Here is a 22,573-nt window from a genome sequence, read left to right on the forward strand (position 1 = left end):
CCGACTTGATAGCGCCGGCGTGGCGATGTCATGGCACATCGATATCCATGATGGCCAGACGCGCATCGGAAAAAAACTGCCGGCGGATCAGGACGATGATGATGAAGACTGTCGTGACGATGAAGACATAGGGACTGAGGAACCAGCCGAGGTAGCCGATCGACAGGAAGATCGCTCTCAGACCCGCATTGAAGTTGCGCGCGGCGATGACATTCATGCGGATCACCCGCTCGGCGGCGCGTTCGGCCCGCACCGGATCGAGTTCGGCATCTGCCAGCATCGGCAAGGAGCCGAAGAGGATGGTGCAATAGTTGAACAGGCGATAGGCCCAGCCGAATTTGAAGAAGGCATAGCCGAACAGACAGGCAAGTCCCGCCACCTTGATTTCGAATGCCGTGCGGCCGCCGTTGATGATAAAAGGAAGGTCGGAGAAGAAGGCGTTGACCTTGTCCGTGGCGCCGAGCAAGGCGAAGCAGCTACCAATGGCGAAGATCGACGTGGAGGCGAAGAAACCGGTGCCGTTCTGCAGGCCGGAGAGAATCTGCGTGTCGATCATCTTAAGGTCGCGGCGCAGCGAGTTGTAGATCCATTCGCGCCGGCGCTCATTCATTGCCAGCGTCAGGCTGGTGCGGTTGAAGAAGCGGGCGCTACTGATGATCCAGTTGTGCGCGGCCCAGAGAAGAACGAAGAGGGCGAGAGCGACATAGTCGGCGGTCGTCATGAAAGCAGATTCTCCAAGTCTATTTGCCGGCGACTGTAGCGTACGGCCATTCGGGCGCAATGGCCTTATGTTTGCGCAGCATCGTGCCTACATGTAATGTCGCAGGCATGAAATCCGATGTCGGTCGATCGCTATGCGGGGTTGTTCCGATGGCGTAGCTTCGCCGTTTGCTGATTTGCCGAGGAGGCACCACAGGTCCATGTTTCTTTCAGTTTTCGATGTTTTCAAGATCGGCGTGGGGCCTTCCAGTTCGCACACGATGGGTCCGATGTCGGCCGCCAATCGTTTCCTCGACCTCGTGCTGTCAAGCGAATGGCCGCGTCCGTCCTCGAACGTGCATGTCGCTTCGATCAAGGTCAGCCTGCACGGCTCGCTCGCCCATACCGGCATAGGGCACGGTACGGGCAGGGCGGTGATTCTCGGTTTGATGGGTGAGCGGCCCGATTCGGTGGACCCCGACCGGATGGATGCCATCATCGACGAGGTGGAACGCAGCGGGCGCATCACGCCGCCGGGCCATCCGGCCTATCAATTCCAACCGAAAACCGACCTGATCTTCGACAAGAAGGTGCCGCTGCCGGGCCATGCCAACGGCATGAGCTTTTCCGCCTTCGACAAGGATGAACGCCTGCTCGTCAAGCGCATCTATTATTCCGTCGGCGGCGGCTTCGTCGTCACCGACACCGAACTCGAACAGATGCGCGCCGACAAGAAGAAGGCTTCCTCCGGCGAGCGAATTCCGTTCCCCTTTTCCACCGCCAAGCAGATGCTCGAAATGGCCGAGCGCTCCGGTCTCTCGATCGCGCAGATGAAGCGCGCCAATGAAGAGACGCGCATGAGCAGCGAAGAGCTCGACGCCGGGCTCGACCGCATCTGGGCGGCGATGAATAGCTGTATCGATCGGGGCTTGAAGGTCGAGGGCATCATGCCGGGCGGCCTGAAGGTGCGCCGCCGGGCGCGCGCCATCCATGACAAGCTGCAGGAAGAATGGCGCAGCAACCGCATCAATCCGCTGCTCGCCAATGATTGGCTGAGCGTCTACGCCATGGCCGTCAACGAGGAGAATGCCGCGGGCGGGCGCGTGGTCACAGCGCCGACCAATGGTGCTGCCGGGGTCATTCCCGCGACGATCCGCTACTACCAGCATTTCCATGAGGATTGGGATCAGGACGGCATCCGCAATTACCTACTGACCGCTGCCGCCGTCGGCGGCATCATCAAGCACAATGCCTCGATTTCCGGCGCCGAAGTGGGCTGTCAGGGCGAGGTGGGCTCGGCGGCCGCGATGGCGGCTGCGGGGCTTGCCGCCGTCATGGGCGCAACGCCCGAGCAGATCGAAAACGCTGCAGAGATTGCGCTGGAACACCATCTCGGCATGACCTGCGACCCCGTCGCCGGCCTCGTGCAGGTGCCCTGCATCGAGCGTAACGCGCTCGGCGCCGTCAAGGCGGTGACGGCCGCATCGCTCGCCATCAAAGGCGACGGCCAGCATTTCGTGCCGCTTGACGCTTGCATCGAAACCATGCGCCAGACCGGCCACGACATGAGCGAGAAATACAAGGAAACCTCCACGGGCGGCCTCGCGGTGAATGTCGTCGAGTGTTGAGTGTGGACGCTTGATGCTAAAAGCTTGACGCTGCCCGCCAAAAGGATTTCAACGGGCGGCATGGCTTTGCATCTCATCAAATTATGCGTGGGCGCAGACTCGCTTGAGGATCTGCGCGAATGGGTATCGGAACGGGCGATGAGCGCCATCGCCGCCGGTCTGGAGCCGCATACCACCCATACGACCCGGATGGTGCCCAAGCGGATGGAAGAGCTGCTGGATGGCGGCTCGCTTTATTGGGTGATCAAGGGGCAGGTGCAGGCGCGACAGAAACTGCTTGGCATTGAAACCTTCACCGATGCTGACGGCATCCAGCGTTGCCGGCTCATTCTCGATCCAAGTGTTGTCGAGACTGCCGGCCAGCCGCGCCGTGCCTTCCAAGGCTGGCGATACCTGCCGCAAGAGGATGTGCCGCGCGATCTCGACAGCCTTGGCGGCGTCGCCGAACTGCCTGCCGATCTCAGGCGTGAACTCTCGGAACTGGGATTATTGTAGGGCGACTGCGTAGAGCGGTTCAAATCAAGGAATGCAGAACCGCTCTGTCTCTTCTGCGATGCCGGATGGAAAGCCGCTTCGCAGGCTTTCCGGTATTGCTCAGCGCAACCGCATCAACACCGGGGCTTGGCCGTTCGGCGCAGTAATATGCAGGTGGATGTGGGCTTCCGGCTGAGAATAGCGCCAAGCGCGAGCTCCGTGGCAGAGCAGGATGCCGATGAGGTCTTTCGTTTTGTTGCGCGAACGCGAGCGGTTGAGGCCGAGATCGGCCAACCGCATGGCTGCCTCATGCAGCGGATGAAGAGCAAAGCTCTTCGATTTTATCTTTCCCCCGCCATCGAGCGAGAAACCCGGAAAGTTCTCGTTCATCGCCATTTTCATATCCCCGCAACACATTACAAACTCAGGGCCGGCCCCATAGTCATCCGTGGCCGGAAGAACCGGATGTCCCAACGGGCCATCCGGTAGATTTCTGAACGATGGGGCACGAAAAACCGTGTCACATCCTTATTCCAAGCTCGCCCAGCACTTCACGCCGGCCTTCTTGAGAGCCTTGCAGGCGTTAACCGCCGCATTCTGGTCCTCGAAGCCGCCGAAACGGGCGCGGTAGCCGCCATCAAAGGCAAGCGCATAGGGCTTGGCCGAGTGCAAAGCCTTGCCGCCCTTGCTCTTGGCGGTATCGAGCAGATCGTTGGCTCCGTCCTTGCTGGAGGAAACGCCGATCTGGACGACCCAGCCGGTCGGGCCGGTCTCAGCCTTGCTCGCCTTGGCAACCTTCTCAGGCTTTTCAGCCTTCTCCGTCTTCTCAACCTTTTGGGTCTTGATGATCTTGGTATCCGATTTGGACGTGGATGCTGTCGTGACGGTGTCGACTTCATCCGCATCGTCCTGATCCGGAACCGTCGATGCCGGCTGGATGGAAGCAACTTCATCGGATGCGGCGCGTTGCTTCTGCTTAGTCGCAAGCAGCGGATTGCTCGACTTCGGCGTTATCGCCGCGAAAGCCGCAGCGCTCGACGGCTGCTGGTCGTCGTCAGCCTCGGCGGTCTCGTCTTTGCTCATCTTGGCGCTGCCGGCAGCCGCCATGCGGGCGCTCGCAGCCTGGACGTTCGGCGCATCCGCTGCCGTCTGGGCTACGACGTTCGAGGCGATATGCTTCGCGGATGCCTGCGGCAGATAGGTGGCGATCAGCTTGCGCATCTGGTTGTCGCGCGCGGGCGTCGAAGCGCCGCCAAGCACGACACCGACGATCGAGCGGCCGTCAACCTTCACCGAAGTGGCGAGATTGTATCCAGCAGCACGGGTGTAACCCGTCTTGATGCCGTCGACGCCGCGGACCGAGCCGAGCAGATGGTTATGCCCCGGGATCACTCTGCTGCCGAGACGAAAGCTCGTCTCGGAGAAGAAGCCGTAATATTGCGGGAAGTGCTCACGCAGGGCGACGCCAAGACGGGCCTGATCGCGCGCCGTCGTCATCTGCGCGGTATTCGGCAGGCCGTTCGGGTTGCGATAGGTCGTGCGCGTCATTCCGAGCGCACGAGCCTTGTTGTTCATCATGCGGGCGAAATTGTCTTCCGAACCGCCAAGCATTTCGCCGAGCGCCATCGCCGCATCGTTGGCGGACTTGGTGACGATGCCGAGAATCGCCTCCCGAACGGTCACGGACCGGCCAGTACCGATACCAAGCTTGGTCGGGGCCTGCGAGGCAGCGTTTTTCGAGAAGACGACAGGAGTATCGAGCGTGATCCGACCGGCCTCAAGCGCCTCGAAAGTCAGATAGACCGTCATCATCTTGGTCAGCGAGGCGGGATAGTGAAGCGTATCCGCATTTTCGCTGTAGAGGACATTGCCTGTGTTCGCATCAATGACGATGCCCGCGTATTTCGGGCCTCCGGCTGCGTCAGACACATCAACGGTAACCGTTACCGTCGCAGTCGTGATCACAAAACCGAACAGCGCCCTCGCCAAAAACTTGCCGGCGTTTGAAGAGGATGCGGAAAAAATTGATCTGGACACTACTTCACTCTCTGCTTGCATTTACGCTCTCGATTATCCGGCCGCCGCCTCCATGAACGCCCGTTGGGGTTCGAGAGTAGAGGCTTAGCGTTACCAATCGGTTTATGATGAACAGTTGGTTTCAGGTTTCCGCATAATTTTAGTCATCACTTACGGAGATTCTGTTGCGCCGGTTGTATCGACAAGGCGCGTCTTCACGAAATTCTGGACAGCGGCATCCATCGCCTGCCAGTCGCCAAGCTGATGACTGGAAAAGCGATAGAGCACGCTGAGATCCTTGCCCACCTTGATATCCCGCTGGCAGTCACCGCTGGTCGCCTGATCGGGCGAGGAGGGCAAGATGCAGCGCACGACATAATCCGGTTCGCCGGCGCGCGGCGCGGTCAGAAGCACTTCGCCATTGTAGCCGGCGTCAGCGCGCAGGCGATGCGCCGTCAGCCCATGCGGACCGGCAAAGGCGTCGCCTTCCATCAGATGCGAATAGATCGGCTCCAGCCGGCCGGACATGTCGCGCGACATCGTGCTCTGGCTGAGTTGGAGGAAAACCAGCGACGAGGCCTGGGAAATATCGTCAAAGCGCAGGCGGTCGGCATCGCTATAGCCCTGCATCTGCGGCCAGGTGAGATAGAGATCAACGCGCTCCGCGACACCGCTCACACGTTCGCTCGGAAAGCGGATGGTATTGGCGCCAAGACGCAGCGTATCCTCGCCGATCGTCGCCGTGATCGGCTTGGTATCGGCAGTGTGGCCGGCCAGTGAGATCTTTTCGCCGAGCCAGCGACCGCCAATGGTGATGGCAACGGTGAGAGCGGCAAGTACGGCAACGCCCGCGGTCAGACGGTAAATGAGGCCGCTCGATATCAGCGGCTGTTCGTCGATCGTGTAGGCGGACGACAGAGGAGGGGTCATGCTCTTGCCTTCGGTTCCATCCGCCTTGGAAACGATCGTCGATGACGCGTCCGCCGCGGCTCAAGACCCCTGATGAGTCTCGCTGTGGAATGATTGCCGCCATGGTGGTTAACGAGCCATTAAAAATGCGTCGGCTCACATATTTATCGGCACAAATACCTCTCCGAAAATCGGGGCGGAATTCGGGGCCGGTGGGCAGCGTGCGCGTTTTCCACTGCTATGACCTTGCGCACACCTTAGAAACGAAAAGAGCCGTCCCCGGGACAGCGGGAACGGCTCTAAGGCGCCGGTCGGGACAGAAATGCGGGGACGGACCGGGCCTTGACTGGGACCGCCGGTGCTAGGCCACCGGCGATCGCGTGGTGGACACGAATTACTTCAAGCTGCCGACTGCGACGGCGCGGCCATCCTGTATCTTGACCCAGCGGGCAGGATCGTCAGCGGACTGACGTTTCAGGAAGGTGTATTCGGTGTCCGACCAAAGCTTTACCTTGTTGCGCATGTTATCGAGAACGAAGTCGCCGCGATCGGTGCGCACCGTCAGCACGGCATGGCCTTCGCCGTTCGGCTGCAGCACGACCGTCATCAGCAGATCGGAGACAGAGAAGCCGGCATCGATCAGTTCCTTTCGCTTCAGCAGCGCGAAATCCTCGCAGTCGCCGGCGGTGGTCGGGATCGCCCACTTTTCCTCGACGCCATAGAGATCCATATCGGTCATCGGCTTGATCGTCGTGTTGACCGTGTAGTTGATCTTCAGGATGGCCTTCCAGCGATCTTCGGTCAGAATAGCGGGACCGGCATCGCCACCGGCATAAGCGCATTCCTTCGGGTTTTCCTTGCAGAACTCATAATGACCAATCGGGGGTGCAGCATCGCCAGTGATCGTCATATTGGCCGGCGTCGCATGGGCGAAGCCGAGACAGCCGAAGGTGAAAAGAGCCATGGCGGCATAGCCGCGAAAAAGGAATTGAAAGCTCATGTCCGTGTCCCTGTTTATTGGGAACAGAATGACATGCAGGCTTTTATCCGACGCAAAATTGCGTAGTCAAATTAAGGACTTAGTTGATTCAAATGCGGATCAAATTGTCATAAAATGAGAGCAAAACTTGAATCGAACTTTCGGAGAATTCGATTAAAATTCGAATGTTTTTCCGAGCGAGCTGCCGCGTTGGGATTCCCCATATTTATTTGTTTTCAAATGATTTTCTTGCCTGCGGCAGAAATCCGCGAAGCACACCATTTGCCGGCAGTGGCGTGAAAACGGAGCAGTCGCTTCATCTCAGCACATCGCCGAAACCTCGCTAGTGCCGGAATTTTCCTCGAACTGTGCCATTTTGGGAAAATGTCAGCCAAAAAATATTTGAATTTTTTTCTGCCGTCAGCCGATGACGCGAAATTCGTCCGTTGCTTCGACAATGGCTGCCGCCATCTCCGACGTCGACGGAGAATGGGCGGAATTGGGAACCACGACCAGTCTCGCCGCGGGCCATGCCCGCGATAGTTCCCAAGCGGTGACGATAGGCGCCTCGAGATCGAGCCGGCCCTGGATCATCACACAGGGAATACGGCTGAGCCGGTGGATATCCCTTAATATCTGTTGGTCTTCCAACCAACCGCGATGATGGAAGTAATGCGTAATGATGCGCGCTCTTGCGGTGAAATATCGGGGATCGGACCAGCGACCGGGTAAAGTCGCCCTGATATCGACGAGGATCGAAGCAGATTCCCAGTCGTGCCAGTCTTTGGCGGCTTTGGCATGGATGGCTGGATCCGGATTACGAAGCAAATGATAGTATGCGGCAACCAGATCGCCATCACGCTCGCTCTCCGGCACGCCAGCACGGAAGCGTGCCCATTCCTCCGGAAAGAAACGGGCAAGTCCGCTATAGAGCCAATCGACCTCGGATTGCCGTGTCATGGTGACGCCAACAACAACGAGGGCTGCGACGCATTGCGGATGCGTCTCGGCATAGACCAGCGCCAAGGTGCAGCCCCAGGAATTGCCGTAGACCAACCAGCGCTCGATGCCGAAAAAGCACCGAAGCTGCTCGATGTCGCCAACCGTGTGCCATGTGGTGTTGGCGGAAAGATCGGCCTCCGGCTCGGACGCATGCGGCAGGCTTCCGCCGCAACCGCGCTGGTCGAACTGGATTATGCGATAATGTTCTGGATCGAAAAAAAGGCGGGCGCTGGCGGAACTGCCGGAGCCCGGACCGCCATGCAGGACAACGACGGGAACACCGTTCGGATTGCCTGATTGCGTCCAGCAAATGCGTTGCGCATCGCCGACGTTGAGTATGCCCTGATCGTACGGCTCAATTTCAGGATAAAGCGTCTTCATCGGCCGTCACACAGGCTGAGGGGTGAAAATCATAATAGGGTTGCGACGGCCTAATTGACCCTCGCTGTCAAACTTGGCTCCGGCGAGCCAACATATCAGCTTCTGTTATCTCGACCAGGCATTGGCTGATACTGATAGTTGCTCGGGAAAGCTCCGTTGAGGTGAGGTCAGTTTCGATGAGAAGTACCAGCCAGTCGCTTACCTGAAGCCAACAACATTCCGTCTGTTATTTGGCCTGTGAATAACACATTTATGATGGATTATTTCGCCGCGTTCCAAGGCGATTTCGCAGAAAGCTTCATAGTATCGACCGAAGTCGACTTGCTCCGAAATATTTGGAACAGCGAAGAGTTGGATCAAGAACTCTCGTTCTCGTAACGGTATGACATCAATCGCCATCGCGTGTCTGCCTCTATAACGCCAAGGAGACCGAGCGCAATGTCAGACCAACTTCACGAACTCTTTTCGCGCTGCTGTCATTACGATGGGGATCTGATGCCAGAGCTTAAGACGACGGCCTAGAGGAATTCGCGCAAGGTCTCGCGAGATTGCAGCGAGAGGAATTCGATCGCGACGCCTTCCATGAAGTGGCGCACGATGCGGCCGCGCATGTTGCCGAGGCGGACTGGCGTTCCGATCGGCGGGCGTGCCTCGATGTCGACGGCAGCGCCCGAAAGCGACAGGTCCATGATGCGGCAGACATAGCGGGTGTCGTCTTCCAGCGTCAATTCGCTGAGCGTGTTGCGCGGTGTAAGACGGTCGTGGCGGCGATCTTCCGGCAGACCGAGCTCATGCTTGTTGGCCAGCCAAGTGAGCTGAGCGGCGAGTTTCTCGCGCTTGCGGTCGGTTGCGTTGATCGACATGCTAAAGCCGCGGGCGTCGACGGCAACGACATTACCCTCGACCCGGCCGAGATGGTCGATATAGGCCACGACACGCTCATTGGTGCGCGGACGGCCCAGGCAGGTGACGTACATGTCGCCGGGCGACATATCCGTGACCAGGCATTCGAATTCTTCGTAGTTGGCCAGCATCAACCGGCCCTGCATGTTGATCGGAACCCGCTGAAAGGTCCGCTGATCCATGCGAGACGAATTTCCTGCCAATTGGTTTGGCCGTGTCGTCTGGGCTGGCTGGAATGAATGCATGAAAGGGCTTCTTCAACCAATTATGTTTCGTGCAATCACTAGCCGAAACTTCTTAAGGTAATGTTGTCTTCTCTGAGGGATAGCTCAGAGAAGACGATTGAATCTGTATCGCGATGGGTCAACCTTTCCGTGATCGTGGCCAGCCGCCTTCGGATTCAGCGCGCGGCGCATCAATTCACCGAGCCCTACGCCGTCATGGCGGGAGACCAAATCGGCAGGCTCCGGATAATACATTGGCAATTCGACGCGGCGGGCAGGGCGCTCATACAGCAGGCTGCTGCGGTCGAGCGCTAGGAATTCCAGACGCTCGCTGCCGAGCCAAGACGCTGGCGCGACGGGCGTCAGGCAGCCGAGCAGCCGGTCGCAGACATCGCCGGCCGAACGCACCGGCATCAGCACCATTTCAAAGGCGATGTTGCGACCGCTGATGCTATAACCGGTCGCATTGATCAAGGCGGGAACCACATGTGCCATCACGCCGGCGGCAATGCGCACGGGATCATCAGGCTGACTGCCGGCCCACAATGTAGCAAAGCTCTCGCCGCGAAGCTCACGCCCCATGAAGCTGCAGATCGCCGTTCCGGCCAGCCGAAAGCGTGGCGCCTCATTCGGCACCGACTCCAGAATGAAGAGCTGAGGCAGGATGTGGCGGACTGCCGAAGGCTGTATCAAATTGCGCAGGGGTGCATCCGCATTGCAGCGAAGTTGTTCCCAGTAGGTAAATATCTCTGTGCTGGTTTTCTGCCGCATGACGAGTCCGTGTCCCATTTCAGTTCAAAAGCCGGAGCATTCATTGCCCTTGCAGGATGCCATGCTTATTCCATGCCAAGGTCGGGCCATTAAGGTTAACAGAGGGTTTCGTTTGCCTTGAACGGCCATGAGTGGGAGAAATAGACCATCACTTCACGAGGGTGACCTTCAGCACAAACTATCTCGGGCGTGGGACATACCATTGCGGCACATCCCAGCGAGGAGCGCCCGAGCAAGCCGTCCAACAGGGTTGGGCGGCTTTTTTTTTGATATTCGCTGCTGTATGTCTCGAGTCCCTTCTCAAGATGTCAGAGCAAGTCATGGATGATGCAGAGCCGCCGCGCCACGAGCCCGAGGAAAATCGGCCGCCGGGGCGAGTTCCTGCCTTCAATCTGCCGCCCGTCATCGTTGCAAGCCTCGGCTTGCTCCTCGTTGTCTTCGCTATTCAAAATCTGCCCTGGTGGTCGGACGATACGCTGAATTGGCTGTATTTCACCTTCAGCTTCATTCCCGCGCGTTACGCCTTTCCGCTGTCGCAACAGGGGCTGGAATGGCTGTGGACGCCGGTTACCTATTCGCTCCTGCACGGCAGCATCGAACATATCGTCTTCAACGGACTGTGGCTGATGGTCTTTGCCGCGCCCGTTGCGCGCCGCATCGGCGTTGCACGCTATGTGATCTTCTGGATTCTTTCGGCCGCCGCATCCGCATTCCTGCATGCCGTCATCTATTGGGGCGACCAAAGCTTGCTGATCGGTGCATCGGGCGTCGTTTCAGGGTTGATGGGAGCGGCCTGCCGTTTTGCCTTTCCCGCCATGGACGGCCGCCGTGTCGGCATTCGGCAGGCACATCTCAATCCGCGTCTATCGATTGCAGCCTCGATGCGCAGCCGCACGGTCGTCGCCTATATCGTGATGTGGATCGCCGGCAATGCGCTCGTCGCTTTCGGCATAACCATCGTCGGCGACAGTGCCCAGCCGGTCGCCTGGGATGCGCATATCGGTGGCTTCCTTTTCGGCTTCCTGCTGTTTGCCCTGTTCGACCGGCGCGCGCCTGTCGAGCTCGAAGACTCGGCTGCATAGGCGAAATGAAGCTGTTGCTTTCTGACCCCCACTAGCGCACCATTCATGCTCATCGGCCGCGAAGGGAGGAGACCGGCGCGGTCGATGAAAGCAGCATCGGCCCGAGTCCTGAGGCGATTCGGAACAAATCCGAGGCTCAATTGTTCACTTTGCTTTCGAGATGGGAGGATCGAATGTCAGTCTCCGTTAAAGCCATACTTGATGCCAAAGGTCGCAATGTTACCACCGCCGGAGGGAATACGACCCTTGCGGAAGCCGCCAAAATTCTGAGTGAAAACCGCATCGGCGCAATTGTCGTGGTCGGGATGGCGGGCAAGATTTCCGGCATTTTCACCGAGCGTGATGTCGTCAACGCAGTCGCCAAGCACGGCCCGGAGAGCCTCAACCAGCCGATCGCTTCGCTGATGACGGCAAAGGTGCACCGCTGCAAGGAAGACACCACCACCGATGAACTGATGGAACTGATGACGCACCGCCGCTTCCGCCATGTTCCGGTCGAAGAAAAAGGCAAGCTTACAGGCATCATCTCGATCGGCGACGTCGTCAAATGGCGCATCCGCGAAATCGAACTCGAGACAGAGCAAATCAAGGCTTATATCGCAGGGTAAGGGTGAAGAACGGTTCGTAGCAACCAGAGCAATCGTCTGAAGAGGGCGATTGCCGCCACGAACGCCTTGAGCCAAAGGCGCCAAGCCGGTGCTCGCCAAAGACGAAATCAGCTCCAAATCCGAATGATTAACGTCCTATCGGGCGAAGGCTTCCTGCATGCGCCTGATTTCGACAAGCCGGACGGAGGTCTCTTCATAGCCGCGCTCGATCGCTTCGCCGGCACGATGAAACTCTGAGAGACCTATGTCGCTGAGGCGCGGGTGCAGCGCCAGGTCTGGCGGATCGCCGGCGAGACGTGCGCGGGAAATCCGATCCTGGATGATGTTGAAAGCCTGTACCATGACACCGGTCATGCCGAGCTTTGTATAGGGCGCTTCATCACGACGCTGCTGCTCGCCATTCAATGGACCGGCATTGTGCTTGACGACGGCCGAACGACCGAAAAGGTCGTAATGCAGGTTGACGGCGACCACGAGTGGCTGTTCGTAGGCACGGCAGACGGAAACAGGCACCGGATTGACCAGCGCGCCGTCGACCAGCGTGCGGCTATTGGTGCGCACCGGCTCGAAAATGCCGGGCAGGGCATAGGATGCCCGCAGCGCCGTGATCAGTGAGCCATTGGTGATCCAGACCTCGTGGCCGGTATTCAGTTCAGAAGCGACCGCGACGAAGGGGCGGTCCAGATCCTCGATGGTGAAGCCTTCAAGGTGTTCCTGCATGCGCTTGGTGAGCCGCATGCCGCCGAAAAGACCGCTGCCGCCAATAGTGAGATCGAGAAGGCTGGCGATGCGACGCATGGTCAGCGAGCGGGCAAAAGCCTCCAGCTCGTCAAGTTTGCCAGCGAGATAACAGCCGCCGACCAGAGCTCCGATGGAGGTGCCGGCGATCATGCCGACTTCGATTCCAGCCTCTGTCAGGGCGCGCAGCACGCCGATATGCGCCCAGCCACGAGCAGCGCCACCGCCGAGTGCCAGCGCGATCTTCACTTTTTTTGGGGGAGCGGGGACAGCGGGCGGTGCAGGTATGTTCTGTGAGGTGGTCGGACCTGTACCGGCAGGAACCTGCCCGGCGCTCTGACGAATCAACCCCCAGTTCAACATGGAATCCTCCGAGGCATAAACCTGCCTCTTGCTAAAATACTGTCCCTTTTTTGTTTCCAAATCGTATATTTGGCTGTTGCTTATTAGCCGGCGGGCGGTGCTTACTGCCCATAGACCTCGCCGGGATCGAAATGCAGGTGATCGTCGACGACGTTCAGCACCGGCTTTCCATCCTCCAGCTCGACAGTGCGATAGAAGCAGGAACGCCGTCCAGTATGGCACGTTGCATCGTGACCGGCGACCTCAACTTTCAGCCAGATAGCATCCTGATCACAATCGGTACGCATCTCCTTCACCGTCTGCAGATTTCCGGAAGTTTCACCCTTTTTCCAGATTTTTCCGCGCGAACGGCTGAAGTAGTGCGCCGTTTTTGTCTTTATGGTCAGTGCCAATGCCTCGGCATTCATATGCGCGACCATTAGCAGTTCACCGTCATGGGCATCGGTGACGATCGCGGTGATCAGGCCGCGATCATCGAAACGGGGGGTGAAATCGCCTGCATCCTCAAGTTCGGATTTGTCTGCGGAAGGCTCGTTGAATACCAAGTTCATTTCCGGCTCTTTCTTTGAAGCCTAATCAGCGGCTCCGGACCATCGTCATGAAGCGGACCTGCTCGGCCGGATCGGCCTTGAAGGCACCGGTGAAGGTCGTCGTCAACGTCGACGAGCCCTGCTTCTGCACGCCACGCATCGCCATGCACATATGCTCCGCATCGAGCATGACGGCGACGCCGCGCGGACGCAGGGAGTCGTCGATTGCGTTTGCGATCTGGGCGGTCATGGCCTCCTGCGTCTGCAGGCGGCGGCCGAAAATTTCAACGACGCGGGCGATCTTGGACAGACCAAGGACGCGGCCGTTCGGCAGGTAGGCGACATGCGCCTTGCCGATGATCGGCACGACGTGGTGTTCGCAATGAGAGAAAAACGGAATGTCGCGCACGAGAACCATGTCATCATAGCCGGAAACCTCCTCGAAGGTGCGGCCGAGCACGTCCTCGGGGTTCAAATCGTAGCCGGAGAAGAGTTCGCGATACGCCTTGGCGACACGGGTCGGCGTATCGAGCAGCCCTTCGCGCTGCGGATCGTCACCTGCCCAGCGAAGCAGAACGCGGACTGCGTCCTCGGCTTCCTTTTGGGACGGACGGTCCAATACCGGATTGGATTCAACTGCTTGCGGAAAGTTCTTTACAATGGCGTCCATTACCTGTGGTCTCCTGATCCGCATCGCGGATCTTATTTTGTCGGACTCGCCACTGGTATCCTCCCGAACCTGGAGAATTATGCACCTTTGGCGGGCTCCGGGGCGTTCTGGCTGGCGGACAAGCCTGCCGTCCTGCACGGTTTCCCATCAAACTTACAGAAGACCATTGCATTTTGATGGTCTTCGAACGACATACATATAGTATGGCATTGTCCCTGTGAAAGTGTCCTAACGAGACACGCTGTGTTTTTTGTTATGAAACAAAGAACGGGCGCGTCGGAGCAAAGCGATAATGGACGACATCTACAACAGCAAGATTCTGGAATTTGCCGGCAATATCGAACGCATCGGCAGCCTTTCCGACGCCGATGCAAGCGCTCAGGCCCATTCCAGACTATGCGGCTCTCGCGTCAAAATCTGGCTGAAAATGGACGGCGACGTCGTGACCGATTTTGCCCACGACGTCAAGGCCTGCGCACTCGGACAGGCCTCTTCCTCGATCATGGCCCGCCATGTCGTCGGCGCCACCGCCAGCGAGTTGCGCCAGGCGCGCGAAGACATGCTGGCGATGCTGAAGGCGGACGGCGAGGGGCCGACAGGGCGCTTCGAAGACATGCGCTATCTGCGACCGGTCAGGGACTACAAGGCCCGGCATGCGTCGACGATGCTGACATTCGATGCCGTGGTGGATGCGGTCGGTCAGATCGAGGCGGCGCGCGAACCCGCCAGGGCCATAGCGAGCGAAGCCGTTTGATCAAGGCTGCCGGCGATGTGCCATCTCTGCTCCATGCAAGATGAGGAAGATGAGGGAGGAGCGGCCGCGGGCTCCAAAAGGATAAGGCGCGACAAAGCACCGCCCCACGGCAATAGCAAGCCACGCCAATCCCGCAATTATTCCGGCCCCTTCCGCAAGACACCCGATCGGCTCCTTGGCATGGGTCTCATCCGTTTCTATCAACTGACGCTTTCCGGCTTCATTGGCAATTCCTGCCGCCATATCCCGACCTGCTCGGAATACGGTTATGAATCGATTGCCCGGCATGGCCTGTGGGCCGGCGGCTGGATGACGCTGTTCCGCGTGGCGCGCTGCGGTCCCGGAGGCACAAGCGGGCTCGATCCCGTGCCGGAAACGCTGGAAAACCGCTATCATTGGTGGACCCCGTGGCGCTATTTCCGCCTTGGCCAAAAGGCCGCCTGACGGCATGGCGGTCTACATCGCGCTTCTGCACAGTATCGTCCTTGGCGGCGGTCGGCGCGTCGTCATGAGCGATTTGCGGGCCATGGCGGAGAGCATTGGATTTTCAGACGTCAAGACGCTGGTCGCGACCGGCAATCTCGTTTTCGAGGCTGACGCGCAACCAATTGCGGAGATCGAGGCACGGCTCGAAGCAGGCTTCGCGAAGAGTTTTGGCAAGGCTGTCGATATCATTGCTCGCGATGCCGAGACTTGGCGCAGGCTTGCCGCCGGCAATCCGTTCAGCGACGGCAAGGGTAGTGAGGTCGTCGTCCGCGTCATGCGAAAACCGCTGGAGCCGTCGGTGATAGCAGCCCTCGGCAAACACAGGAACGACCCGGAACGCCTGGCGGTGGTTGATGGCGACCTATGGATCGATTTCGGCGGCAAGGCGAGCGAGACCCGTCTCCTCTCGGCGCTGACCACCAAACGCCTTGGCGTCGGCACGTTGCGAAACTGGAACACGGTGCGCGGATTGGTCGAGATGATCGGCGAGTAAAGCCGCTTCTCCTTTACTAAATCGCCGAATATCGCTATCAGGCGACCGCGTTCAATCAAGATCGATTGACCGCATCTTTCAAAACCACCCGCATTCGTTGGCGGGACTGGACAAGGAGAATTTCGATGTCCCAATCCGTTTCCCTGACATTTCCCGATGGTTCCGTGCGCAGCTACGATGCTGGCGCAACCGGCAGAGATGTCGCCGAATCCATTTCCAAGTCGCTTGCCAAGAAGGCCGTCGCCGTTGCGATCGACGGCACCGTGCGCGACCTTTCCGATCCGGTGACCGAAGGCAAGATCGAGATCATCACCCGCAATGACGACCGCGCGCTGGAACTGATCCGGCATGACGCGGCGCACGTCATGGCAGAAGCGGTGCAGGAACTGTGGCCCGGCACGCAGGTGACGATCGGCCCGGTCATCGAAAACGGCTTCTACTACGACTTTGCCAAGAACGAACCCTTCACGCCCGACGACCTGCCGGTCATCGAAAAGAAGATGCGCGAGATCATCCAGCGCAATGCGTCGTTCACAAAGCAGATCTGGTCGCGCGAGAAGGCAAAGGAAGTCTTTGCCGCCAAGGGTGAGCGCTACAAGGTCGAGCTCGTCGATGCCATTCCGGAAGGGCAGGACCTGAAGATCTATTATCAGGGCGATTGGTTCGACCTTTGCCGTGGGCCGCACATGGCTTCCACCGGCCAGATCGGTTCGGCTTTCAAGCTGATGAAGGTGGCGGGCGCCTATTGGCGCGGTGACAGCAACAATCCGATGCTGACCCGCATCTATGGCACGGCATTCTCCGAACAGGCCGATCTCGACAACTACCTGCACATCCTCGCCGAAGCCGAAAAACGCGATCACCGCCGTCTCGGCCGCGAAATGGACCTGTTCCACTTCCAGGAAGAAGGCCCCGGCGTCGTCTTCTGGCACGGCAAGGGCTGGCGGATGTTCCAGACGCTGGTGTCCTATATGCGCCGGCGATTGCAGGGCGACTATCAGGAAGTCAACGCGCCGCAGGTGCTCGACAAGTCGCTTTGGGAAACCTCCGGTCACTGGGGCTGGTATCGCGACAACATGTTCAAGGTCACCGTCGCCGGCGACGAGACCGATGACGATCGCGTCTTCGCGCTGAAGCCGATGAACTGCCCCGGCCACATCCAGATCTTCAAGCATGGCTTGAAGTCCTACCGCGAACTGCCGATCCGGCTTGCGGAATTCGGCGCAGTGCATCGCTACGAGCCTTCGGGTGCGTTGCACGGGCTGATGCGCGTGCGCGGCTTCACGCAGGACGACGCGCATATCTTCTGCACCGACGAGCAGATGGCCGCCGAATGCCTGAAGATCAACGATTTGATCCTTTCGGTCTATGAGGACTTCGGCTTCAAGGAGATCGTCGTGAAGCTCTCGACACGCCCGGACAAGCGCGTCGGTTCCGACGACCTCTGGGACCGTGCCGAAAGCGTGATGATGGACGTGCTGAAGACCATCGAGGCTCAGTCCGAAGGACGCATCAAAACCGGCATTCTGCCGGGCGAGGGCGCGTTCTACGGGCCGAAGTTCGAATATACGCTCAAGGACGCCATCGGCCGTGAATGGCAGTGCGGCACGACCCAGGTCGACTTCAACCTGCCGGAACGCTTCGGCGCGTTCTATATCGACCAGCATTCCGAAAAGACGCAGCCGGTGATGATCCATCGCGCCATCTGCGGCTCGATGGAACGCTTCCTCGGTATCTTGATCGAGAATTTCGCCGGCCATATGCCCCTCTGGGTGTCGCCGCTGCAGGTGGTGGTGGCAACCATCACCTCGGAAGCCGACGAATATGGCAACGAGGTTGCGGAAGCGCTGCGCGAAGCCGGGCTCGATGTCGAGACCGATTTCCGCAATGAGAAGATCAACTACAAGATCCGCGAGCATTCGGTGACCAAGGTCCCGGTCATTATCGTCTGCGGCAAGAAGGAAGCCGAGGAGCGCTCGGTCAACATCCGCCGCCTCGGCAGCCAGGCGCAGACGGCAATATCGCTCGACGAGGCCATCGCTTCGCTTTCACTCGAAGCCACGCCGCCGGATATCCTGCGCAAGCGTGAAGCCAAGCGGTCCAAAGCCGCTTGATATCAAATGTCGTCTGGCGGCATCTTCACAGAGCCGTCAGACAACTGACATGAAACTTTAATATAGACAATGATTCAGAGGGCTGCGCGCCCTGCCGGACATGCAGCCCTGTAGAATTTAAGGAGCGGGGCAGCCCGTCGCGGATTTGGATTTCAAAGAATTATCCTACGCCAATGAACGGGATACGCGCATTAAGCGCTGGTTCATCCGCTCCATCGAAGGCCTGTCGGGGCGCGATCGCTATGCCCGGCTTTACGACATCTGGCGCAGCGATATCGTCGGCAAGAGCGAACGCGTCTTCGGCAAGATGCTCGATCTCATCGATGTGAGCCTGGTTGCCAAGGGCGAATGGCCGCCACAGGAAATTCCCGATGCGCCGATCGTCATCGTCGCCAACCACCCCTTCGGTATCGGCGACGGCATCGCGATCCTGGCGCTTGCCGAGCAGCTCGGCAGACCCTTCAAGGTGCTGATCCATAACGAATTGCTGAAAGTGCCTGAGATGGCCGATTATTCGCTGCCGGTTTCCTTCGAGGAAACCAAGGAGGCGATGGCGATCAACATGAAGACGCGCCACGAGGCGGTTCGCCTGCTCAAGGAAGGCACGACGATCATCGTTTTTCCGGCCGGCGGGGTTGCAACGGCGAAGAAGGGCTTCGGCCGTGCCGAGGACCTGCCGTGGAAAATTTTCCCGGCGAAGCTCATTCAAGCGGCGCGCGCCAGCGTCATTCCCGTTTATTTCGAGGGGCAGAACGGCCGGCTGTTTCATCTCGCCAGCCGTGTGTCGCTGACGCTGCGTCTTTCCCTGCTGATCCGCGAATTCCGCCGTCTTTCCGGCAGCACCATCACCGCCCATGTCGGTAGGCTGATGACGTGGGAGGCGCTCAGCGAAGGCAACGATCGCAAGGATCTGTTGTCGAAGCTCTACAGCGCGGTGTTTTCCATGGCGCCTCCTAAGCGAGCGCTGCGAAAAAGGGCCGTATAACGGAGGCCGCCGATCCAAATTCGCAGCCTGTCTCGGCCTCAGTCCATACTCTCGCCATCGTCGCCGCCAGACGACGGCGCCAATTGCTCGTAGGTCGGCAAGGGGCGCTGCTGGCCTGAGGCGGCCGGCTGGGTCTGCGGGGCCTGGTTTTGCTGCACCTGTGCCGGCGGAATGGGGATCTGCTGTGCAGGCTGCTGATCGTTGGCGTCCTGCGGCTGCTGTTCCTTCATCAGCACTTCGACATCGGTATTCTTGCCGGCTCCGACGGTGAAGTCGCGCTGATAGATCTTGTCCTTATTGCGGGCAATGGCCGTATATTGGCCTTCCGCGAGCACCATGGTGGGGAAAGCACTAAGGCTTTCGCCGACGATATCGCCGGCAGAGGTGAGGATCGACCAAGCCGTATCGGCAATCGCCTCGCCGCCCTTGTCCGATACCAGTTTGAAAGTAATCTTCGCCGCCTTGTGCTGGATCGTCGCTTCGGTGACCTTGCCGGCTTCCACCTGGATATCGGCGCGGATGACGGCGTTGACGGCACCATATTCGGAGACGATGTGATAGGTGCCGGCGCTGAGGCCAACCAGCGTGTTCGGCTTGACGTTGGACATGACGAGACCGCGCTCGCCGTCTTCCTTCGCATCGTTGGAATAGATCGAAAAACTCAGCTCATCCGGCGGGATGCGCACGTCAGAGCCGGAGACAGCGTTCAGCACCATACCGCCGGCGTCGAGCACCATGATCTGCTTTTGCAGCACGCCGCTTTCCGGCACGGTCAACTTCTTGGTGACACCGGCGCGGCCAAAGGAGACGTTGACGAAATAATCGCCGGGAAGGAGATGGAAGGATGCCGAGCCGCCTTTCGAGCTTGCGACCAGCGGCAGCTTGCCGTCGGCGCCGGCAAAGGGGCTGAAGACATACCAGGAGAGACCCTGCAATTGCGGGCCGCTGTCAGAGGCAAGCTTGGCCTCGAGCGAAACATCGTGCAGCGATTGACCGGACGAGTTTTCGCCGCCTGGCGCGACAAAGGCATTGAGCTTCGGCATCTTCACGCTGCCGTCGAGCTGCTTGAATTCCTGGAAGGCATTTTCCGCCGAAGCAGCGGTGCTCAGGCTCGCGAGCATTGCGAACGCCGTGCCCAATCGGCGAGCGGATGAAATGCCTGACATGAATTCCCAACCGATTGACTTCCGGTAAAACACAGGCCACTTCAAGACCAACGGAGTGGCAAATTCAAGACCCACTTCCTCCCGCGCGTGAAAATGAAAGCAATCATTCGATGAAAACCGATATCAAGCTGGTCGATTATCTGGCGGTCCGCCGATCCATTCCCGCTTTTCAGATGATGGAACCCGGCCCGGACAAAGCCGAAATCGAAGATATTCTGCGGCTCGCTTCGCGCGTGCCGGATCACGGCAAGCTCGCCCCCTGGCGCTTCATCGTCTATCGCGGCGAGGAGCGCGCGCGGATCGGCGAGGAGCTGTTGAAGCTCGCGCTGGAAGCCAAGCCGGACCTTTCCGAAGAGATGATCCAGGTCGAGCGCACGCGCTTCACCCGTGCGCCCGTCGTCATCGCCGTTGTCAGCAAGGCGGGACCGCATTTCAAAATTCCGGAATGGGAACAATTGATGTCAGCGGGCGCGCTTTGCCTCAATCTGCTGATTTCCGCCAACGCGCACGGCTGGGTTTCGAACTGGCTGACCGAGTGGTTCGCCTATGACGAGCGCGCCTATCCGCTGCTCGGCGTGCAGCCAGGCGAAAAGGTAGCTGGCTTCATTCATATCGGTTCGTCCACCTTCCCATCCACCGAACGCCCGCGCCCGGAACTGACGGAGACCGTAACCTGGGTCGGCGGCGAGGGAGCGTGATGTTCTACACGACGGACACCAATCGGCATGGTCTGGCGCATGACCCCTTCAAGGCCATCGTCGCGCCACGGCCGATCGGCTGGATTGGCAGCAAGGGCAGGGACGGTTCGCTGAACCTGTCCCCCTATTCCTTTTTCAATGCGGTCAGCGACCGGCCGAAGCTGGTGATGTTCTCTTCTGCCGGCAGAAAGGACAGCGTGCGCAATGTCGAGGAAACGGGCGTTTTCACCGCCAACCTCGTCAGCCGTCATATCGTGGAGAAGATGAATCATTCGTCGATCGCCGTCGCCTACGGCGTCAATGAATTCGAACTGGCTGGACTGACTGCAAAACCTGGCGAGTTGGTCGATGCGCCTTACGTCGGCGAGGCCTTTGCTGTCCTCGAATGCCGGGTGACCGAGATCATGCAGCCCAAGGGCCTCGATGGCGAGCCATCCGAAAATATCATGGTCTTTGGCCAGGTCATCGGCATCCATATCGATGAGGCGATCATTCGCAACGGTCGGCTCGACATGGCGCTCGCGCGGCCTGTCGCCCGCATGGGCTACATGGACTACAGCGAAGGCAGCGATGTCTTCGTGCTGCTGCGGCCAAAAGCGCCGTAACATCAGCGCCTTTCGGTCTCGTATTAGTGGTTAATAAACAAGGTAAACGGCCCGTAAACCTTTCATCGCTAACGTGTCCGATATGAGTTCGCGGGTCGGGAATCGTCCCGCCGATATCGGGGCGTTATGTGATCATAGAAGCATTTCTTCGCTGGGCTGAGACCGCCAAGGCAGAGAGTAGGGCGAGGGCGGCCAATGCACTTGGGCGAGCCTATCTGCAATCGGAGATGCCGCGAGAAGAGCGCGCCGCCGCCGAGATGGCGATGACCTATCTACTCGATGATCCGTCGCCGCGCGTGCGTCTGTCGCTTGCAGAGGCCGTGGCACGCTCCCCGAACGCGCCGCGCAACATCATCCTGTCGCTGGCGGAGGATCAGCCGGAGATCGCAGGGCAGGTCATTCTTTTCTCACCGGTGTTTACCGATGCCGATCTTGTCGACCTTGCGCTGCGCTGCAGCAATGTGACGCGCGTCCTGATCGCCTCGCGCGGCCGGGTGTCGCGGTCGGTTTCGGCAGCACTCGCCGAAATCGGCGGCGAGACCGAAGTCCTTTGCCTGCTGGAAAACGACGGCGCCTCGCTGTCGCGCGCCTCGCTGAAGCGGATCGCCGAACGCCTTGGCGATCAGGCCGACATACGCGGTCTGCTTCTTGATCGTGACGCGCTGCCATCCGACGTCCGCCACCTGCTGATGCGGCATGTGAGCGAGGCACTGACCGGCTCAAGCCTCATTCAGGCTACGATCGGCGCTGGCAGGCTTCAGCATATTACCCGCGAGGCCAGCGAGGCAGCGACGGTCTCCATCGCCGGCACGGTACAGCATGAGGACATTCCCGATCTGGTCGAGCACCTGCGGCAGTCCGGCTGGTTGACACCGGCTTTCCTGATGCATGCGCTTTGCTCGGGCAAGGTGGACTTCTTCGCCGGCGCGATCACCAACCTTTCGGCCTGTGACGAGCGCCGCGTGCGCTCCATCCTTTCCACCGGCCGCGTCTATGCCGTCCGTGCGCTTTATGAATCTGCCGGCCTGTCGCGCGATATCAGCATCGTCTTTGTCGAGGCGACATTGATCTGGCGCGAGGCGTCGCGCGCCAATGGCGGCACCATGCTAGAAAATGTTTCGGCGCGGCTGATGCATAAATTCCGACTTGCAGACCAGTCCCCTGTCGCGGCGGTGCAATTGCTCGATATGGTGGAGAAGCTCGCCAACGCCGAACGGCGGCAGACGGCGCGGACATTCGCGGCGCTGGCGGCTCTTGCCGCAGCGTGATAGTCATCGGCTATTGCAGCTTTGGGA

The 22,573-nt window shown here is 59.3% G+C and carries 23 protein-coding genes and 1 pseudogene; 12 read left to right on the forward strand and 12 right to left on the reverse strand.

Going from position 1 to position 22,573, the window contains the following annotated elements:
• Nucleotides 1-28: 28 nt before the first annotated feature.
• Nucleotides 29-721 carry a DUF599 domain-containing protein gene (locus tag QD357_RS00490; RefSeq protein WP_107108089.1) on the reverse strand — a complete coding sequence of 231 codons (693 nt, stop codon included), beginning with the start codon at nucleotides 719-721 and terminating at the stop codon, nucleotides 29-31.
• A 199-nt stretch (nucleotides 722-920) separates the two neighbouring features.
• Between QD357_RS00490 and QD357_RS00495 the strand changes: the two genes are divergently transcribed.
• Both QD357_RS00495 and QD357_RS00500 read left to right on the forward strand, forming a co-directional pair.
• Entirely contained in the window at nucleotides 921-2,327 is a 1,407-nt protein-coding gene (locus tag QD357_RS00495; protein WP_107108088.1) for an L-serine ammonia-lyase, read from the forward strand.
• A gap of 23 nt (nucleotides 2,328-2,350) precedes the next feature.
• Nucleotides 2,351-2,822 (forward strand): annotated as a pseudogene (locus QD357_RS00500) (DUF1489 family protein); the annotation flags it as partial.
• A 99-nt stretch (nucleotides 2,823-2,921) separates the two neighbouring features.
• Here QD357_RS00500 and QD357_RS00505 read toward each other — a convergent pair.
• From QD357_RS00505 to QD357_RS00535, 7 genes are all read right to left on the reverse strand, one after another.
• Nucleotides 2,922-3,197: a hypothetical protein gene (locus tag QD357_RS00505; protein ID WP_107108086.1), complete on the reverse strand. Its 276-nt coding sequence runs from the start codon at nucleotides 3,195-3,197 to the stop codon at nucleotides 2,922-2,924.
• Between the two features lie 132 nt (nucleotides 3,198-3,329).
• Nucleotides 3,330-4,859, reverse strand: a complete 1,530-nt coding sequence (locus QD357_RS00510; protein WP_107108085.1) for a serine hydrolase — start codon at nucleotides 4,857-4,859, stop codon at nucleotides 3,330-3,332.
• A gap of 129 nt (nucleotides 4,860-4,988) precedes the next feature.
• Nucleotides 4,989-5,747 carry a hypothetical protein gene (locus QD357_RS00515; RefSeq protein ID WP_107108084.1) on the reverse strand — a complete coding sequence of 253 codons (759 nt, stop codon included), beginning with the start codon at nucleotides 5,745-5,747 and terminating at the stop codon, nucleotides 4,989-4,991.
• 373 nt (nucleotides 5,748-6,120) lie between these two features.
• Nucleotides 6,121-6,726 carry a transglutaminase-like cysteine peptidase gene (locus QD357_RS00520; protein WP_107108083.1) on the reverse strand — a complete coding sequence of 202 codons (606 nt, stop codon included), beginning with the start codon at nucleotides 6,724-6,726 and terminating at the stop codon, nucleotides 6,121-6,123.
• Nucleotides 6,727-7,125: 399 nt separating this feature from the next.
• Nucleotides 7,126-8,088: a prolyl aminopeptidase gene (gene pip, locus QD357_RS00525; RefSeq protein WP_107108082.1), complete on the reverse strand. Its 963-nt coding sequence runs from the start codon at nucleotides 8,086-8,088 to the stop codon at nucleotides 7,126-7,128.
• Nucleotides 8,089-8,606: 518 nt separating this feature from the next.
• On the reverse strand, nucleotides 8,607-9,236 hold the full coding sequence (locus tag QD357_RS00530; RefSeq protein WP_107108081.1) for a PilZ domain-containing protein: 630 nt from the start codon (nucleotides 9,234-9,236) through the stop codon (nucleotides 8,607-8,609).
• A gap of 84 nt (nucleotides 9,237-9,320) precedes the next feature.
• A complete protein-coding gene (locus QD357_RS00535) occupies nucleotides 9,321-9,986 on the reverse strand; it encodes a PAS domain-containing protein (RefSeq protein WP_245407462.1) in 666 nt (221 codons plus the stop codon).
• A gap of 305 nt (nucleotides 9,987-10,291) precedes the next feature.
• On the opposite strand from QD357_RS00535, the gene QD357_RS00540 reads away from it, so the two are divergent.
• Complete coding sequence (locus QD357_RS00540) at nucleotides 10,292-11,068, forward strand: rhomboid family intramembrane serine protease (protein WP_181316049.1); 777 nt, start codon at nucleotides 10,292-10,294, stop codon at nucleotides 11,066-11,068.
• Nucleotides 11,069-11,241: 173 nt separating this feature from the next.
• On the forward strand, nucleotides 11,242-11,676 hold the full coding sequence (locus tag QD357_RS00545; RefSeq protein WP_107108078.1) for a CBS domain-containing protein: 435 nt from the start codon (nucleotides 11,242-11,244) through the stop codon (nucleotides 11,674-11,676).
• 135 nt (nucleotides 11,677-11,811) lie between these two features.
• On the opposite strand, the gene QD357_RS00550 is transcribed toward QD357_RS00545, so the two are convergent.
• The 3 genes from QD357_RS00550 to folE form a co-directional block, all read right to left on the reverse strand.
• The gene (locus tag QD357_RS00550) at nucleotides 11,812-12,777 is read right to left on the reverse strand and encodes a patatin-like phospholipase family protein (RefSeq protein WP_107108077.1); all 966 of its coding nucleotides are present in this window, start codon (nucleotides 12,775-12,777) and stop codon (nucleotides 11,812-11,814) included.
• A 101-nt stretch (nucleotides 12,778-12,878) separates the two neighbouring features.
• Entirely contained in the window at nucleotides 12,879-13,328 is a 450-nt protein-coding gene (gene hisI, locus QD357_RS00555; RefSeq protein ID WP_107108076.1) for a phosphoribosyl-AMP cyclohydrolase, read from the reverse strand.
• 25 nt (nucleotides 13,329-13,353) lie between these two features.
• Nucleotides 13,354-13,977, reverse strand: coding sequence for a GTP cyclohydrolase I FolE (gene folE, locus QD357_RS00560; protein ID WP_414123937.1), 624 nt, complete (start codon nucleotides 13,975-13,977; stop codon nucleotides 13,354-13,356).
• 292 nt (nucleotides 13,978-14,269) lie between these two features.
• Here folE and QD357_RS00565 point away from each other — a divergent pair, with 292 nt between their 5' ends.
• The 5 genes from QD357_RS00565 (at nucleotide 14,270) to QD357_RS00585 (ending at nucleotide 18,809) form a co-directional block, all read left to right on the forward strand.
• Nucleotides 14,270-14,731 (forward strand): iron-sulfur cluster assembly scaffold protein, encoded by a 462-nt coding sequence (locus QD357_RS00565; protein WP_181316048.1) that lies wholly within the window; start codon nucleotides 14,270-14,272, stop codon nucleotides 14,729-14,731.
• A gap of 15 nt (nucleotides 14,732-14,746) precedes the next feature.
• Nucleotides 14,747-15,175 (forward strand): membrane protein insertion efficiency factor YidD, encoded by a 429-nt coding sequence (gene yidD, locus QD357_RS00570; RefSeq protein WP_107108073.1) that lies wholly within the window; start codon nucleotides 14,747-14,749, stop codon nucleotides 15,173-15,175.
• Nucleotides 15,176-15,179: 4 nt separating this feature from the next.
• The gene (locus QD357_RS00575; protein ID WP_107108072.1) at nucleotides 15,180-15,710 is read left to right on the forward strand and encodes a DUF1697 domain-containing protein; all 531 of its coding nucleotides are present in this window, start codon (nucleotides 15,180-15,182) and stop codon (nucleotides 15,708-15,710) included.
• A gap of 125 nt (nucleotides 15,711-15,835) precedes the next feature.
• Complete coding sequence (gene thrS / locus QD357_RS00580; protein WP_107108071.1) at nucleotides 15,836-17,824, forward strand: threonine--tRNA ligase; 1,989 nt, start codon at nucleotides 15,836-15,838, stop codon at nucleotides 17,822-17,824.
• Between the two features lie 145 nt (nucleotides 17,825-17,969).
• Entirely contained in the window at nucleotides 17,970-18,809 is an 840-nt protein-coding gene (locus QD357_RS00585) for a lysophospholipid acyltransferase family protein (protein WP_107108070.1), read from the forward strand.
• A gap of 38 nt (nucleotides 18,810-18,847) precedes the next feature.
• Here the strand turns inward: QD357_RS00585 and QD357_RS00590 are convergent, their stop codons facing one another.
• Nucleotides 18,848-19,975, reverse strand: a complete 1,128-nt coding sequence (locus QD357_RS00590) for a hypothetical protein (RefSeq protein ID WP_107108069.1) — start codon at nucleotides 19,973-19,975, stop codon at nucleotides 18,848-18,850.
• Nucleotides 19,976-20,085: 110 nt separating this feature from the next.
• On the opposite strand from QD357_RS00590, the gene QD357_RS00595 reads away from it, so the two are divergent.
• From QD357_RS00595 to QD357_RS00605, 3 genes are all read left to right on the forward strand, one after another.
• Nucleotides 20,086-20,673, forward strand: a complete 588-nt coding sequence (locus tag QD357_RS00595) for a nitroreductase (protein ID WP_107108068.1) — start codon at nucleotides 20,086-20,088, stop codon at nucleotides 20,671-20,673.
• Nucleotides 20,673-21,278 (forward strand): flavin reductase family protein, encoded by a 606-nt coding sequence (locus QD357_RS00600; protein ID WP_107108067.1) that lies wholly within the window; start codon nucleotides 20,673-20,675, stop codon nucleotides 21,276-21,278. The genes QD357_RS00595 and QD357_RS00600 overlap by 1 nt, the downstream gene beginning before the upstream one ends.
• A gap of 113 nt (nucleotides 21,279-21,391) precedes the next feature.
• Nucleotides 21,392-22,546: a DUF2336 domain-containing protein gene (locus tag QD357_RS00605; RefSeq protein WP_107108066.1), complete on the forward strand. Its 1,155-nt coding sequence runs from the start codon at nucleotides 21,392-21,394 to the stop codon at nucleotides 22,544-22,546.
• The last annotated feature ends 27 nt before the right edge of the window (nucleotides 22,547-22,573 follow it).

The sequence above is a fragment of the Rhizobium sp. BR 317 genome, from assembly GCF_047445835.1.
Taxonomy (GTDB): domain Bacteria; phylum Pseudomonadota; class Alphaproteobacteria; order Rhizobiales; family Rhizobiaceae; genus Rhizobium; species Rhizobium paranaense.